Annotated in this window: 12 protein-coding genes; 5 read left to right on the top strand and 7 right to left on the bottom strand. The window is 39.4% G+C overall.

Annotated elements, in window-relative coordinates; translation table 11 throughout:
* Positions 1-1161: 1161 nt before the first annotated feature.
* Positions 1162-2601 carry a cytochrome c oxidase accessory protein CcoG gene (ccoG, locus tag QZ562_RS06200; RefSeq protein WP_293758196.1) on the bottom strand — a complete coding sequence of 480 codons (1440 nt, stop codon included), beginning with the start codon at positions 2599-2601 and terminating at the stop codon, positions 1162-1164.
* 1181 nt (positions 2602-3782) lie between these two features.
* On the opposite strand from ccoG, the gene QZ562_RS06195 reads away from it, so the two are divergent.
* The gene (locus QZ562_RS06195) at positions 3783-4334 is read left to right on the top strand and encodes a DUF3016 domain-containing protein (RefSeq protein WP_293758194.1); all 552 of its coding nucleotides are present in this window, start codon (positions 3783-3785) and stop codon (positions 4332-4334) included.
* 9 nt (positions 4335-4343) lie between these two features.
* Here the strand turns inward: QZ562_RS06195 and QZ562_RS06190 are convergent, their stop codons facing one another.
* From QZ562_RS06190 to pepA, 5 genes are all read right to left on the bottom strand, one after another.
* Positions 4344-5960, bottom strand: a complete 1617-nt coding sequence (locus QZ562_RS06190; protein ID WP_293758191.1) for a diguanylate cyclase — start codon at positions 5958-5960, stop codon at positions 4344-4346.
* Complete coding sequence (locus tag QZ562_RS06185; protein ID WP_293758189.1) at positions 5957-7441, bottom strand: 5'-nucleotidase C-terminal domain-containing protein; 1485 nt, start codon at positions 7439-7441, stop codon at positions 5957-5959. The genes QZ562_RS06190 and QZ562_RS06185 overlap by 4 nt, the downstream gene beginning before the upstream one ends.
* Positions 7442-7551: 110 nt before the next feature.
* Positions 7552-10404, bottom strand: a complete 2853-nt coding sequence (locus QZ562_RS06180; protein ID WP_293758187.1) for a valine--tRNA ligase — start codon at positions 10402-10404, stop codon at positions 7552-7554.
* Entirely contained in the window at positions 10397-10864 is a 468-nt protein-coding gene (locus tag QZ562_RS06175) for a DNA polymerase III subunit chi (RefSeq protein ID WP_293758184.1), read from the bottom strand. The genes QZ562_RS06180 and QZ562_RS06175 overlap by 8 nt, the downstream gene beginning before the upstream one ends.
* 26 nt (positions 10865-10890) lie before the next feature.
* Entirely contained in the window at positions 10891-12396 is a 1506-nt protein-coding gene (gene pepA, locus QZ562_RS06170) for a leucyl aminopeptidase (RefSeq protein WP_293758181.1), read from the bottom strand.
* 249 nt (positions 12397-12645) lie between these two features.
* Between pepA and lptF the strand changes: the two genes are divergently transcribed.
* Together lptF and lptG are read left to right on the top strand one after the other, a co-directional pair.
* Positions 12646-13755, top strand: coding sequence for an LPS export ABC transporter permease LptF (gene lptF, locus QZ562_RS06165; RefSeq protein ID WP_293758179.1), 1110 nt, complete (start codon positions 12646-12648; stop codon positions 13753-13755).
* Positions 13748-14815 carry an LPS export ABC transporter permease LptG gene (gene lptG, locus QZ562_RS06160; protein WP_293758172.1) on the top strand — a complete coding sequence of 356 codons (1068 nt, stop codon included), beginning with the start codon at positions 13748-13750 and terminating at the stop codon, positions 14813-14815. The genes lptF and lptG overlap by 8 nt, the downstream gene beginning before the upstream one ends.
* Before the next feature lie 34 nt (positions 14816-14849).
* Here the strand turns inward: lptG and QZ562_RS06155 are convergent, their stop codons facing one another.
* Positions 14850-15365, bottom strand: a complete 516-nt coding sequence (locus tag QZ562_RS06155) for an RDD family protein (protein ID WP_293758165.1) — start codon at positions 15363-15365, stop codon at positions 14850-14852.
* A 194-nt stretch (positions 15366-15559) separates the two neighbouring features.
* On the opposite strand from QZ562_RS06155, the gene QZ562_RS06150 reads away from it, so the two are divergent.
* Together QZ562_RS06150 and QZ562_RS06145 are read left to right on the top strand one after the other, a co-directional pair.
* On the top strand, positions 15560-16732 hold the full coding sequence (locus QZ562_RS06150) for an NAD(P) transhydrogenase subunit alpha (RefSeq protein WP_293758162.1): 1173 nt from the start codon (positions 15560-15562) through the stop codon (positions 16730-16732).
* Complete coding sequence (locus QZ562_RS06145) at positions 16732-17013, top strand: NAD(P) transhydrogenase subunit alpha (RefSeq protein ID WP_293758159.1); 282 nt, start codon at positions 16732-16734, stop codon at positions 17011-17013. Before QZ562_RS06150 ends, QZ562_RS06145 begins: the two co-directional genes overlap by 1 nt.
* Positions 17014-17021: the final 8 nt, after the last annotated feature.

Below are 17021 nucleotides of genomic sequence, written 5' to 3'. Positions count from 1 at the left end.
AGCTTGTTCAGCAATAATATTATAATGAGTACCTTCACTCCATTTTTCTTGGGCAAAGGCCTGTAACGGTAGTAACAAAGCAAAACTGATTAATAACAATATTTTTTTCATAACATCTCACAACTTCTTTCAGAATTAGTTTCAGATTTAGTTTTAGATTAGCATAGCTACTAAAAAAATCCGATAGGACTTTGAAAGTGGTGTTAATAAAACGGACTATTTTGGAGCGTGCGATAAAAGGCTAAAATGTAGCTACTTTTTAATCACATTGTGTTTAATTAGATTTTAAATTCGTAATGGTTCTATTAATGTAAGGTGAGCCTTATCAAAGACACGTTACTCTTCATAAGTTTATATGAGTGTGCACGTTTGCATAAGGTGCTGGTGCCCGAAAGCATCATTCGCATGTCTTGAATAGCAGGTCCGCTTTTGCAATCATCTAGATCATTGAAAACGGGGTTAACCCTCTGCAAAATATTACCTATGTGACAATATATATGTAGCCTATTATTATTTGTGTCAGTGTAAAGCGAAGAAGCTAAGTTAACAATTTGCTATAAAATAGTGAAAAAGCGGTGTGTAAGCCTCAGAAAGCCATGAATAATCTAGCACCCCTTTTTAGTACTTCTTTTTAGCACCTCTTTAAAGAGTTCAATAAATAGAGTTCAATAAAAAGAGTTCAATAAAAAGAGTGCAATAAAAAGAGTGCAATAAAAAGAGTGCAATAAAAAGAGTGCAATAAAAAGAGTGCAATAAAAAGAGTGCAATAAATGCTCTTCGATACTCATTGCGAGGCGATGTTCTAAATGGTCCACTTCGAATTGTCGACCGCTGGTTGACAAAAAAAGTGCAGAATAAAAATATTTATAAATATGCAGACATTGTTTATTGATGGTTAGCGGTACTATTACATAAGTACCTTGGGAAGCTGACTCGACAGAAAAATCATGTTCCTCTTGAATTTTAGTGTAGCCGCAGCGTTGTGACCGATAGAACTAAGCTACATGACGTTTTTTGTTCTCAGCAAAAAACGGATAAACCCTATTTTCGTAAGTATTTTCGTAACAACCCAGCGCTAACAATCCAGACTCAACAACCATACATTGTGCTTCTGTTGGGTCGAGTATTAGAGCAGAGGTAAGTCCTGAAAATCAAAAGCACTCATAAATCTGGATACAAAAATTTACTTATTTCTTGTACTTTGATGGGACTGTTATCATGGTCAATTGATTCAACCCTAAAACTAAATTCGGTGGATTCTTGAGTTAAGTTTTTCGGATTGATAGCAATACTCAATGGTAAATTAAACACCTCGCCACCTGAAACAGTCGCTTCATTTTCACCAATTAAAGTATGCCCCTCGAGGTTATCAACGTATACACGGTAGCGTTGTGTGATCTGAGATTTATTCAATATTTTCAAAGTAAATACATTCTCAATCAGCCCGTTGCCTGTTTCTCTGTACATAGGAACACGGTCTTTAATGATATCTAATTCTAAAGGTTTCCTAGACACGATTTCGAATACTAAAAGTCCGGACATTAATAATAAAACAATTCCGTAACCGATGAGTTTGGGTCTTAATATTTTTGTTTTACCACCTGCTAGCTCAGTCTCTGAAGTAAAACTAATCAGACCTTTGGGATAGTTCATTTTTTCCATCACACCATTACAGGCATCAACGCAAGCACCACAATTGATACATTCGTATTGCAAACCATTTCGAATGTCTATGCCAGTAGGGCATACTTGTACACATAAGTTACAGTCAATACAGTCTCCTAAGCCTACAGCTTGATTTTCTTCGCGGCTGACTTTTCGTCCTCTGGGCCCACGTTTTTCTCCTCGCTCTGCGTTGTACGCAACGGTAAAGGTGTCTTTGTCAAACATTGCAGATTGAAAACGTGCGTAGGGGCATATGTGGGTACACATGATCTCGCGCATCCAACCAGCATTACCATAGGTGCAAAGTGTAAAAAAAAGCACCCAAAAGACAACCCAAAAACTACTTGAAAAGTAAAAAAATTCAATAAACAAAGTATCGATGGGTGTGAAGTAGCCAACAAAAGTTAACGCGGTAAGTAAGGCAATTCCAACCCAAGCGATATGTTTCAGAGTTTTACGCCACAATTTATCAAAGTCCATTTTTCTTTCATCTAGCTTCATTCGTTTATGACGGCTGCCTTCAATCGTTTGTTCAAACCAAATATAAATAAAGGTCCAAGTCGTTTGTGGGCACATGAAACCACACCAAACGCGACCCGCAAAGGTGGTTACAAAAAATAATGCAAAAGCAGCCACTATCAATATCCATGCTAATAACGTCAAGTCTTGTGGCCATAGTGTCAAGCCAAATATATTAAACCGCTGTGCCCCAAAATCAAATAATACAGCTTGACTACCATTAAACTGTAACCAAGGGATGAGTGCAAAAAGACTCATAAAAAACAGACCAAAAAACCGACGGAAATTTTCCAACATACCAGAAACAGAACGCACGTAAATTCTGCTGCGAGGAGTATAAGTATTATCGTGTTTATTTTTATCAGGGTGGTGTACTTTTACGGGTGAGATGTTTTTAACAGGAATTCGCTCACTCATTAGGTGTCCTTGGTATAACAAAATGCAGGTGTTGAGAGCTCAACAAATAGGTAACGTTAAGAGTATATCAGCATGTAAACTGCCATGCTTGGTCCCGGTCAGTCTTTTTATACTTATATAATAACCTACGGATTATCATACGATAGTCAACACTAGGCATAACTATCGTATACGTTTTACCATATATTCATTACGTAGATTTAGACATAATCGATCTTGAGTAATACTTTGTGTTGCGCCTTGCGATAGTTATGCTTGAAATCTTATGTTTGATTATGTTTTTGCGCAGCGCGTTTTACAACTTTGGTTATCCGACATGCAAACGACCACAACAAGGTGGATGCATGGTATTTCTATGAGCATAGATAATTAACAACTAGTTAAATTTAGAAATTAAATTTTGCAGCAAGTGCAAGATTTATCCGTGCTGCAAACTGAATATTTATACAAAATTACCAGCACAAAAACTGAGCTCAACAAGTTTAATCAAGACTATTGTCATGCAGGTGATAAAAACCCCTTTTATATGGAATTAATTTACGCTTAGTCTGCAGCGAAATCAGCCGTAAGAGTATCCCTAAATGGATTGAGAAAATTGTTTGGGTAAGTTGATAACAAATTTAGCCCCGCCAAACTTGCTTCCGGTTACGTAACATTCTCCTTAATATCAATCGACAATCCTTTTATGATAACTAAACCAAGACCCGCTTGACTATTATGTCTATCTCGGGACCCATCAGGGCGAAAAAGGTAAAATGTTTTTTACGCATTTCCTAGGAAATACCAACACCGTCGTCGTCTAGGTATACTCATACATGCTTATCTCCAATAGTTTGATGTTACTTGAATACTACATCTACTAACACTGAGCTGATGCTTAGAAGTTTAGTGCGGCGTATGTGAATGAAAACCTTATGTTTATGGATGGGAGGATAGAAGTGTTATTCATGGAAATAATGTTTACTGCATCCACAGTAACCAAGTTAGGTAAACCACGCAGAATAAAGATGGGCAATATTTGGGCTCTTTTAATCATTTGTACAGTTTTGTTGTATTTGGTGAGTGTAGAAGAACTTTTTTTTGTTTTACGAAGGTAAATTGCAACTTATTTGAATAAGGTTCAGTATACATTCATGTATAAAAGTAATAATGACAAGCACTGTAACGTAGAGGAATTTATTATGAAAATATTAATCGGACTTATTATTTCTGCAATGACGTTAGGTATATCCAGTCAAGTCGTAGCCCAGACTGAGGTAGAAATTGAATGGGTTAAGCCAGAAAAATACCGTGACGTGAGGTCTAGTAATGAGTCGCGCAAAAGGTTCAGAGAAAACACGTTTGAACATATCAACGAATATATGAATAAGTTGGCATTGGCACTACCTGATAACAATAAATTACTAATAAAAGTAAGTGATCTTGACTTAGCCGGGCGTGTTTTGCCCGCTTCATTTATTGGTTTGGGTACGGGTGGTGCAGATGTTCGTGTCGTCAAGAGTATTGATATACCAAGGATAAACTTTAGTTATCAGCTATTAGATTCATCTGGTCAAGTTCTGCAAGAGGCAGAAGTGGAACTTAAAGATATGTCTTTTCTCGACCGCAGTAAGCACTCTTTTAGAAATGAAGCATTGCGTTATGAAAAAAATATGTTGAAGCGTTGGTTTAACCAAGAATTCGACTCCCAAATAGCTCAAAAAAGTGTAAATGAAGAGCCGGTTAACTCGTAAGTGTTGCGACTATGAGTAAATACTATACAAGTTTTTACCTGAGTTTTTAGCAACATACAAAGCGGTATCGGCTCGCTTAATAATTGTTTCAGGTGTCAAGACTTCAGTGGGCTTTGAAGTTGCAATGCCAATACTCATAGTGACATAATCTGCCACATCGCTGTATATATGTGGCAATGCTTTATGTCTCATTTTTTCAATAATGTTGACCGCGACCTCTGCTGCGCCTTGTGTATCAGTGCCTGGAAGGACACAAACAAATTCCTCACCACCATACCGACCCACGAAGTCGGTATCACGTTGCAATGAATCACAGACAACATTCGCGACATCTTTTAAACATTGGTCCCCGGCCAAGTGACCATAGTTATCGTTGTAAAGTTTGAAACAATCTATGTCCATGAGCAAGATAGTTACAGTAGATCTTTGTCTAACTGATAGTTCAATATCATGTTCTAGTCGTATATCTAAAGCCCTTCGATTTGCGATACCAGTTAACCCATCAGACATCGAAAGTTTTTCAAGTTTTTGTTTTTGTATTTCAATTGTTTGAGTAAATTCATTGAAGGTCTCCACCAAATCTGTGATCTCGTCGTTACCATCAAGTTCGATTTGATAATCAAATCCTTGGGATCTACTAAGTAACATTTGATTAAAAACGCCGATTCTTTTAAGTATGCGTTGTTGGAATAAAATGACGATAGCTATCAGAAAAACAACGCCTCCTATCAATATTAACCTAATGAGTTGTGTCTGTTCTTTCATTTTACTAACAGAAGAGGCTACTTGTGACGTGATACTTAGTTCTGTCTGATGAGTAAAAAAACCTAGTTGCGTCACATAATCTACAATTAAATTATGAACAAAGCGTTCTCTTCCTAAAGCTCTACCTTCTAAACGCAAAGATTGTATCTTTAACGATTCCATTCCATTTTCACTAAAAAGTAATGTTTTAAACTGCTCAGTTAATTGACGCTTAGCCACATTATTTTGTTCTTCGGCAGAAAAAGCGCTAAGTTCGTTGAGTTGTTCCTTTAACTGATTAAATGAAAATCTAACTCTTTGTAGTCTTTTTTCGTTCAGTACTCTGCTCACATTTACTGATACTTGGGAAAACGTTAACACCCAGGACGAAGAGTTGAGTCTCTCGGTATCAATCGCTTTAAGATTTAGCTCATACGCTTGTGTTCTTAATAACTCAATAATGTTTTTAGTTTGCAAACGCTCTTCTATTAAATCAGAAAATTCATTTAATTCGATAGAGATGGTATTTATTTGTGTATCTAAAAACTCATTTGCAAATATTTCTTTTGCTGAATTACGAATATTCATCAGGTTGGACTGAAGTTGTTTTTCAGCTAAACGTTTTGATGCATCTGATGAGGATTTAGACAAAAGCTCTGTAGATTCTAATAGTTTGGATGCTTGACTATAAAGTTGACTTATCTGTATTAGATTGGGTAAGGATTTATTAGATATGTCTGTCAGTGTTGATTCAAAACTCAGTAAGCGCGTAAAGGTAAAATAACTGAGTAGAATAAAAACAAATAATATTCCTACTAGGCCAGCACTAAATACTTTTACCAGTGATACTCGCGCCACTTTTTTTGCCGACAAAGTAGTCATTCGTAAACTCGCTTTATTCTAAATTCAATTTTAGGTAAAATGGTCTCTTGCCGTTGAATCATGCGGATAACAACATCGGCTAACAAAGGGGGCTGTCGATTGTTTTGTTCTAGGATCAGGGCGTTTTCAAACACATCATAACCATCCCCACCGTTTGCCAGATAATCAGAAGTGCCGACTGAATATTTTTTCTTAGGATCTAATAAATTTCCATTGATGCTTACGGTTTGTACGCGCTCGCCAACTGGTTTGTTAATGGAATAGACAAAAGATATTCCTGATACTTGTAAAAACCGGCCTTCTGCAATTTCAACCTTGCTGACGCTATTTTCTAAAGCCAGTAATAATTGTGCCCCTGTTACAGATAAAACACTTACATTTGACCTAAAAGGTATTTCTGTAGCAATATCTCTTCTGGTGATAGAGGACCCTTTAGTATAAATTTTATCACCACGTATAGCGCCACCATTGATTAGACCAATATCGGCTTTTGCATAGTGTTTAAGTGCGTCAGCGATGAAGTTGCCAAACGGCATTTCCATAGTTCTAATTAGACTTCTCGTTGTTTGAACTTCATTACCAAAAAAACCGATTTTTTGACTGAGTAGTCTATCTAGTCTGTGGTTGTATTCATCAACTAGCAAGGGAGTTGTGGGCTTACTCGGTTGGTAAGAGTAATTAACTGTTGGGGTATCAATAGTGAGATTTTTTACTCGGCTGTCAGTTTGCCAACTCATGCGAAGCAACATGAATGGCTTTTGACCGGAAATAGAGTAGACCTTTTTAGATTGATGTTGTGTGTCTACATTGAGCACTCTTAAAGCAAAGTCAATTTGATTTTCAGATATAAGAGTTTGATAGTAATCTCTTTCTTTGGAGTAAACCAGCACCACCAATTCTGCACCTTTTTGTTTGAGCTCAGCAATTTTCTCCTGAATGACTTGGCGAGGCTCAAATATGCTGACTCTTTCCAATAGGTACTCTTCCACTACCTCTTCGTCTAAAATTGAAATAAAACCAACCTTGATGTCATCTTTTTCAATAATAAGGCTGGTTAAAATACCCTCAAGAGTACCGTTAGTTAATGGGTCAAAAAGGTTACTGCTAACAATTGGAAAGGCGGCCTCATAAGAACGTAAAGTAAGCTCATCTTCAAAATAACTGAACTCGCGTTTTGTAAGCGTCATCAAATCCGGCTCTAAAGTATTCAGAATATCGATGATGTGTGAACCACTATCCAAACTAGACAAAGGACTCGGTCCTAAACTTCCTCCAGCAAAGGTAAATATTGTAGGGGTGTTTTCGGCTCGCATTTTTTCTAATAAACCCGCAAGGCCTGTGAAAGTGCCATAGGTCTGTATACCAATATTAGGTATGCTACCAGCAAACACCAAGGTTAAGCGTTTTTCAGACGCCGCAGCGCCATTCACGCCTATTATTGGTAAAAGTAAATATAGAATAATTAAAATGCGTGAAATCATAACCAATATGTTACTGCCTATATAAAATTATTATTCAACGTGACAAAAAATGTCAGCTGGTGTGAATGTGTCACCATTAACGACAACACATCCATTACTCAGAATTATTTTTACAAAGATTCAATACTGCTTCGCTGTTCATGCAGTTTTTCCATCTGCATGGTAAAATCGGCTAGCTTGGCTTTCTCTTTAGCAATTACCGCCTCAGGCGCATTACGCACAAACTTTTCATTCGCTAATTTACCTTGAGTACGAGCAAAATCTTTTTCTAATTTATCTAGTGCTTTGGCAATACGAGCTAGTTCAGCGTCTTTATCAATTAAGCCTGCCATGGGGATCATGACTTCAAGTGAACTCAATAAAGAAGTGGCACATGCTGGTGCATTCTCATCTTTATTCAATATAGTCACAGTCTCCAATTTGGCAATTGAGTGTAAAAATATCGCGTTCTCTTCAAGCCGCCTGATATCCTCGGAAGATGCATTGCGTAATAACACGGGTAAAGGCTTACTTGGCGCGATGTCCATCTCGCCGCGAATAGAACGGATGCATAACACAAAACCTTTAACCCATTCCAAATCTTGCATCGCAGTGGCATCGACTTTAGCAACATCATATTCAGGATATTTTTGATTCATAATGGTGGCAGAGTGACAATTAGCGAGAGGCGATACATCTTGCCAAATAGTCTCTGTAATAAACGGCATAATAGGATGCATTAATCGCAGCAAAGACTCTAAAACTGTCACTAAAGTATGTCTAGTGCCACGTTGTTGCTCTGCGGTACCTTGTAATAAGATGGGTTTAGTCAACTCTATATACCATCCACAAAATTGATCCCAAGTGAATTTATATAGAGTATGTGCAGCAATATCAAAACGATAGGTATCCATTGCATCACGATAAGTTTTTATGGTGTCTTGGTATTGCCCAATGATCCACTTGTCCGCAAGTGAGAACGTCATAGTGGAATTTGAATTAAATCCGCAGTCATGCTCTTGGGTATTCATCAGAACAAAGTTACTTGCGTTCCATAACTTATTACAAAAATTTCTGTAGCCCTCTAAGCGTTTCATATCCCAATTGATATCGCGCCCAGTAGAAGCGAGTGCCGCAAGTGTAAAACGTAATGCATCGGTGCCATGGGACTCTATACCATCAGGGAACTGCTTAGCTGTTTGTTTTTTGATTTTTTCAGCCATTTTTGGCTGCATCATATTGCCGGTACGTTTTTCTAGTAAATCTTCGAGAGAAATGCCGTCTATCATATCCAAAGGGTCGATAACGTTACCTTTAGATTTAGACATTTTATTGCCATCATCGTCGCGGATAAGTCCTGTCACATATACCGTTTTGAAGGGCACTTGTGGTTTGCCATTTTCATCTTTGAGAAAGTGCATCGTCATCATGATCATTCTGGCCACCCAGAAGAAAATAATGTCAAAACCTGTGACCAATACATTTGTTGGATGAAAGGTTTTTAAGTCTTCAGTATTCTCAGGCCATCCTAATGTAGAAAATGTCCACAGTGCAGAGGAGAACCAAGTGTCTAGTACATCGTCATCTTGTCTGAGAACCACATCCGCAGCTAAGCCATTTTCTGCACGTGCTTCTGCTTCATTGCGTCCCACATGGACGTTTCCTTGTTCATCGTACCAAGCGGGTATTCTATGACCCCACCACAGCTGTCGAGAAATACACCAATCTTGGATATTATTCATCCAAGAAAAGTACATGTTCTCATACTGTTTGGGAACAAATTCAATCTCACCGTTAGCAACAGCATCTGCTGCCACTTTGGCTAGAGGTGCTGCACGCACATACCACTGGTCAGTTAACATAGGTTCAATTACCACATCACTTCTGTCGCCATAAGGGACAGTTAGGTCGTGGTCTTTTATTTCATCTAATAAACCTATTTCTTCGAATTTAACTACGATGGCTTTTCGAGCTGCAAATCGGTCTAAACCTTGAAACTCTGCAGGTAGTGTTGAGTTTACGGCATCACTTGGTTCACCGTTGGTATCGAATATTTCAGCTTGCTGGCGAATTTCACCAGAAAAAGTCAAAATATTGATCATTGGCATCTTATGGCGTTTACCCACTTCATAATCATTAAAATCATGTGCTGGGGTTATTTTTACACAGCCTGTACCTTTTTCTATATCTGCATATTCGTCACTTACAATCGGTATACGACGATTGACTAAAGGCAAATCAATAAATTTACCAATCAAGTCTTTGTATCTGGGGTCTTCTGGATTTACGGCTACGCCTGTATCACCTAGCATAGTTTCAGGTCTGGTTGTCGCTACGACTAAATAATCGTTACCTTGTGCCGTTTTGGTTCCGTCAGCCAAGGGGTAACGGAAGTGCCACATGTAGCCTTTTTTGTCTTTATTTTCGACCTCTAAGTCAGATATGGCAGTCAGTAACTTAGGATCCCAGTTTACGAGGCGTTTACCGCGATAAATTAAGTTTTCTGAATGAAGTCGAACAAATACTTCATTCACAGCATTCGAAAGTCCTTTATCCATAGTAAAACGTTCACGATCCCAATCGACCGAAGCACCCAAACGACGCATTTGATTAGTAATGGTATTACCTGACTCGGCTTTCCATTCCCAAATCTTGTCAATAAACGCTTCTCGGCCTAACTCCTTTCGAGTTGGGCCATTTGTTGCAGCTAATTTTCGTTCTACTACCATTTGAGTGGCGATACCTGCGTGGTCAGTACCCACTTGCCATAAAGTGTTATTACCCTGCATTCGTTTATAGCGGGTTAAGGCATCCATAATCGTTTGTTGAAACGCATGACCCATATGTAAACTACCCGTCACGTTTGGTGGCGGTATCATGAGGCTGTATGACTCGCCTTCTCCAGAAGGCTTAAACTGCCCACTGTCTTCCCAATTTTGGTATATATCGCGTTCTATATTTTGTGGATTAAATGTCTTATCCATTATTTTGTGTCTCGTTAATGCTTGAGGCGGCTAGAGTATCGAGTTGACATCCTGCCGCTCTGTATTGTTTGTAGCGCTCTCTGGCCAGAGGTTTTAGTTGTTCTTTTGCAGGAACAAAATCAATGACTTGTCTAAATCTTTGATGAAAATCAGGAATGTTCTCGGCCAGATTAATTAGTACGGATCTATTAAATTGGTTAGGTGTTTGCCAACATATTTCAACTGGGGCACCGCCTAATGGACCTTCTCCGGTCAAATTGTGAGGAACAAAAGCATCGTTAGGCAACTGCCATAACAATTCATCAAATTGTTCAGCCTGTTTTTGATCTTGGCAATAGACTAAACATTTTTGTTTTTGGCGATAACTGCGGGTCGCCAACAAACAAGCCAGCGCAAAGTGCGCTGGCTGTTGGTGTCTTTCGTCTGTTTCATCAAGCAGATAAAACGTTACATTTGGCATATACGAGAGAGTCCTAAGAGGTGCGGTTAGTCTTCCGTTTCGATACCAGCCCGGTTAATTAAGAACTGAGATAACATCGGCACAGGACGACCTGTTGATCCTTTGTTTTTACCACCAACCCAAGCCGTGCCAGCAATATCCATATGTGCCCAGTTATACTTGCGTGTAAAACGAGATAAAAAACATGCTGCGGTAATGGCGCCTGCACCACGACCACCAAGATTACTCATATCAGCAAAAGGACTTTCGATTTGGTCTTGATATTCATCCCATAAAGGTAAACGCCAAGCCTTATCACCGCTTTGTTCTGAAGCGTTGATAAGCTCATGGGCTAGGGGATTGTGATTACTAAATACTGCACTGGCATGTTTGCCCAGTGCGACTACACAGGCACCTGTCAATGTAGCAACATCTACTACCAACTCCGGATCAAAACGTTCCACATAAGTTAATGCATCACACAATACTAAACGGCCTTCGGCATCCGTATTAAGCACTTCAACCGTTTGGCCAGACATAGTGGTCAGAATATCACCAGGTCGGTATGCATTGGCATCGGGCATGTTTTCACAACCGGCTAGAATGCCTACAATATTAATCGGTAGGTTGAGCGCACTGATAGTATGCATTGCGCCTAATACCCCGGCTGCACCACCCATGTCGTACTTCATCTCATCCATGCCTTCACCAGCTTTGAGAGAAATACCACCAGAGTCAAAAGTTAACCCCTTACCTACTAGCACTATTGGTGCTTGGCCTGATGGGCCACCTTTGTGCTCCATGATGGTCATAATAGATTCATTCACTGAACCACGGCCCACTGCCAAATAGGAGTGCATCTCTAAGTCGACCATCTGTTTCTCATTGACTGAGGAGACATGCAAATTATCATAAATGGCGGCTAAAATTTCTGCTTGTTCAAGTAAATATTTGGGATTACAAATATTGGGTGGCATATTAGCGACATCTTTGGCTGTTTTAGAGCCCTGTGCCACTGCTAAACCATGCTCAAGTGCTCGTTCACCAATAGATAGCTCACGGCGCGTTGATACATTAAATACAATTTTTCGAAGCGGTCGACGTAATCCGTCTTTTTTCGTTTTAAGTTGTAAAAAGGTGTACAGCGTATCTTGTGTCGCTTCTACTGCCTGGCGAACTTTCCAATAGGTATCGCGACCTTTGACATGTAACTCAGTTAAGAAACTGACAGCCTCCATTGATCCCGTTTCATTAAGTTTTTTAACGGTTTTTGAAATGATTTGTTTATATTGGCGCTCGTCAAGTTCGCGTTCTTTGCCGCAACCTACTAACAATACTCGCTCACTTAATATGTTAGGCACGTGGTGAAGCAGCAACATTTGACCGGCCTGACCCTCTAAATCACCTCTCCTAAGTAAATTACTAATATAACCTTCACTTATAATATCGAGCTGCTCGGCGACTGATGTTAGACGCCTAGGCTCGAAGACACCTACAACAATACAAGCACTACGTTGTTTTTCTGGACTGCCACTTTTTACGCTAAATTCCACTTTGAACCCTCGTCTTATGATGAATAAAACTGCAACCATTCACTCTTTTAATCAATAATCGAAAGGTGATATTGGGTAATGCAACTATAGTACTGTAAGATTAACATTAGCCGGACATAATCTGTAAATAAGATCTTGGCTGAGTGCTTTAAATTCGCACAATTTGTAAATTAAACTTGTGAAAATGTTAAGTTTACTTAAAATTTCTCATAGTACCACTTAAATACTACTTTTTCCCTTGGATGTGTTGTGCTGATTTTCCGTTATTTAATGAAAGAAACCTTAAAGTCTCAAATAGCAATTTTTATGTTGTTGATGGCTATTTTTATCGCACAGAGATTCGTCAGGGTATTGGCTGATGCATCGGAAGGTGAAATACCTGCTGGTTTAGTTTTAGGTTTTTTGGCTTTGCATACGCCAGTTTTGGCATCACTTGTTTTGCCACTCAGCCTCTTTTTAGGGATTATGTTGGCACACGGTCGTTTATATGTTGATAGTGAAATGACTGTCATGCAGGCATGCGGTATCAGTGAATGGTACATCACCCGTGTTATGATGATCTTAGCCTTATTTATGTCCATTTTAACCGCAGTATTAACGTTGTGGTTAACGCCACTGTCTATCGAAAATACCTATCAGTTAGAAGATAAAGTCGGTGCTCAAAGTGGTCTGAAAAGTTTAAACCCTGGACGTTTCCAACAAACTGCCAATCAACAAGCTGTGATATTTGTTCATGAAATCGATAATAGCCAGAACCCATTAAGGAAGGTTTTTTTAGCACAAAGAGACAGTGACTCCGATTCAGAAGATGTGCGAATTGTCTATGCCAACAGTGGTGGGGTTCAAGAACAGCCAAATGGTGCGCAAAAACTGATACTTAATCAAGGCAAACAATACCAGGGAGAAGTGGGAAGACAAGATTATCGTGTTGTTGAGTTCGAAGAGTATCAAATTCAAATTGCCGAGCAGCAAGCCGAAAAAAAACGTAGAAAATTAAGTGCATATCCAACCTCCGACTTGATCGCTGACTCATCATTAGATGCGTTAGCAGAATTTCATTGGCGTATTGCCATTCCTTTGTCATTGCCGTTTTTAGTGCTGATTGCGGTGCCCCTCAGTGCCGCTGATCCCCGGCAAGGTCGATTTGGGAAAATGTTTCCTGCGTTGATGTTATATCTTGGTTATTTTATTTTGTTAATGGCGGGTCGGAAGGCATTGGAAGATGGAAATATACCTCCGCAACTAGGATTATGGTGGGTGCATGCGGTGCTATTATGCATTGGTATCGTATTATTGCTCAGAGGTAGACCTTTTGGTGTCAAGCTGCGTGCTCGATTAAAAGGGGATGTCCATGTTTAAAATATTAGACATATACATAGCTAAGACATTGTTGACGACAACTGCGTTGAGTCTAAGTGTTCTAGTCGGTTTAAGCGCTTTAATTAAATTTATTGAACAAATGAAGCAGGTAGGGCGTGGTAGTTATGACATGACGGTTGCCGCTATATATGTTTTGCTGAGCTTACCTAGGGAGCTAGAACAATTTTTTCCTATGGCTACCTTAATAGGTGGGTTGGTGGGTATGGGAATATTGGCGAGCAACAGTGAATTAGTAGTGATGCAGGCTGCGGGACAAAGTCGTTGGAATATTATCACTTCTGCCATGAAATCAGCTTTGTTAATGGTGCTATTTGTTATGTCGATAGGTGAATGGGTTGCTCCCATCACAGAAACAAAAGCGAAGGATATACGTACTCAGGCGATTTCTGGTGGTAGTTTATTTGCTTCGAACAAAATAACGTGGGCAAAAGACGGCGATAACTTTGTTAGCATCGGTGAAGTGGTCGATACTAAAACCTTACGCAAAGTTAACGTGTATAAGTTTGATAAAAATTTAGTGCTAAGACAAATTACCAGCGCCCTACAAGCAAATTATGTTGAAAATGGTTGGCAATTAGAGCAAGTCAAATACACATTTATTGGGGATCTAAGCATCCGTTATGAACAGGTTGATAAAGGTGTGTGGCAGTCAACACTAACACCAGACAAACTAGGAGTTGTGACAGTTAAACCCGAAGCTCTGTCGATCCGTGGGTTAGTCGAGTATGTTAACTATCGTAATAATAATAGCCTAGATCCTAGTCGTTACGAGCTAGCTCTTTGGCGTAAAGTGCTGCAACCTTTGTCCGTCGGAGTCATGCTATTAATGGCACTTTCATTTGTTTTTGGACCACTGCGCAGCGTTACTATGGGTGCAAGGGTTATATTAGGGGTGTTAACTGGGTTTGGTTTTTTTGTCAGTAACGAAATATTTGGTGCTTTTAGTTTAGTTTTTCATCTCCCCCCATTCCTGGGAGCCGCTTTACCTAGTTTTGTTTTTCTTGTTTTTTCTATGTTTTTATTACAACGAAAAGGGTAGAGATACGATTACAGGCAAGAAAGATGGCTAAGGGCTAATCTTGCAGCCCTTTCCATGCAGCGTGATGGTTATCTTCTTTGCTTAGCGTTAAGATTTCGGTATTCGCTATTCTGTCTTGCAATGATTGTTTAGATTTGTAGTCAATTAACACCAATAATGTGCCTATTCCTCCAAACGAAAATATCAGGCGCAAGAACGCACGTCTATAACCAAATGGTTGGTCATTAGTACTAAATAAACGCAGTCGCCAAGCTCTCATGCCTATAGTTTGACCGCCATTACGCCAAAACCAGAGGAAAAATCCCAACACCCATAGTGCTACCCAGACCTGTAAAATAATTTGATAGCTGAGAGAATGCTGTATTAGATCGCTAAAATGTTCATAACCTTGATCATTCAGCACATTATTTTCTACCAGCAACAGCATTGTCAATAACATGACCATTGCTGCGCACATGCCAACAGCAACGGCGACTAATATGTCGTATATCATGGCGGCTAATCTTCGAATGAAACCAGCGCGAGAATTTTTTTTGTGTGTAGGTTTCACAATATGCCCTAAAAGATAAAGATAAAGGTAAATTTTATCAGTAAAACAGATAAATATGCGAACCAATACGTATCTCTTTTTTATTTGTTCACAAACAGTTCATCCAATTTCATATTCAATATAATTAATATGAATTTACATTCCATTATCAAATAAGTCATATTTATCAAACGATATAAACTTAAGAGATTTTTATGACGATACTTGGGTTCCCTGCTGAGCTAAAACCACATGAAAAACGCTGTGCGATATTGCCTGTCAACGTTAAAGCATACGGATTATTAGGTGCTACTGTGCATGTTCAGTCTGGTATAGGTAAACATCTGCACGTGAGTGATGAGGAATACGTGACGGCTGGGGCAGAAGTTGTGTCAAATCGTGCAGAACTTTTAGCCAGTGCTGACATTGTGCCAAGTTTACACAAGTTAAGCACCGATGACCTAAGTCACTTAAAACCCAATACCATTACCGTGAGTTATTTAGACCCATTTAATGAGAAGCCGTTTATCACCAGTTTGTGTGAAAAGAAGGTCACTAGTATAAGTATGGAGATGATCCCACGTATTAGCCGCTGTCAAAAAATGGATGCCTTAAGTTCACAGGCTAGTTTGGCTGGTTATGTGATGGTCATGCAAGCTGCGAATCAGCTTGATAACGTTTTGCCCATGATGATGACCCCAGCTGGAACACTAAAACCCACCAAAGTCTTCGTTATTGGGGCAGGTGTTGCAGGCCTTCAAGCTATTGCTACTGCCAAACGATTAGGTGCAAGCGTTACTGCTTTTGACACCCGAAGTGTGGTGGCAGAACAAGTGCAATCTTTGGGTGCTAAATTTTTGGATATTGACCTAGGTAAAACAGGCGAAACGGGTCAAGGTTATGCGCAGGCTCTCACCCCAGAACAAACGCAAATCCAGCAACGTGAGCAAGCAAAATGTATTGCGGACTCTGACATAGTGATCACTACTGCGCAGTTATTTGGTCGTAAACCTCCTATGTTAATTGATGCTCAAACGATTGCTACGATGAAACCAGGTAGCGTAATTGTTGATATGGCGGCTGAAAGTGGTGGCAATGTGCAAGGTTCGGTTGTATCTGAGATTGTAATTCAATCAGGCGTGAGCATCATTGGTACAGGTAATTGGGCGAATGGTGTTGCCAAACATGCCACACAAATGTATGCCAACAACGTACAAAGCTTAGTTAGTGAATTTTGGTCGCTTGAAGATAATAAATTTGTTGTTGATGTTGAGGACGAAATACAATCTGGCTGTATCATTACCCACCAAGGGCTGGTAGCAAATAGTATGATTAAGACTTTTTATGCATCTAACCCAGATCAGACAATCCCAGGAGAGAAAACATAATGGAAGGTGTTTATTTACTTTTTATCTTAATTTTATCGGTATTTGTAGGATTTGAGCTCATTCAAAAAGTACCTGCAACCTTACATACACCTCTGATGTCTGGGGCAAATGCAATATCGGGCATTACAGTGGTGGGTGCGCTTGCATTAGCTGGTGGAGAGGGTATGGGAGAATATGCTGCTTATATTGGTGCGTTTGCGGTGTTTTTAGCCACCATAAATGTAGTAGGTGGTTATTTAGTTACAGATCGCATGCTTGCGATGTTTAAGAAAAAGCAGTAGGTGCTCAA

The sequence above is a fragment of the uncultured Paraglaciecola sp. genome (genome assembly GCF_913058035.1).
In the GTDB taxonomy this organism is placed as follows: domain Bacteria; phylum Pseudomonadota; class Gammaproteobacteria; order Enterobacterales; family Alteromonadaceae; genus Paraglaciecola.
Note: the sequence above shows the minus strand (reverse complement) of the source record. Positions and strands in the feature narration are given on the sequence as shown.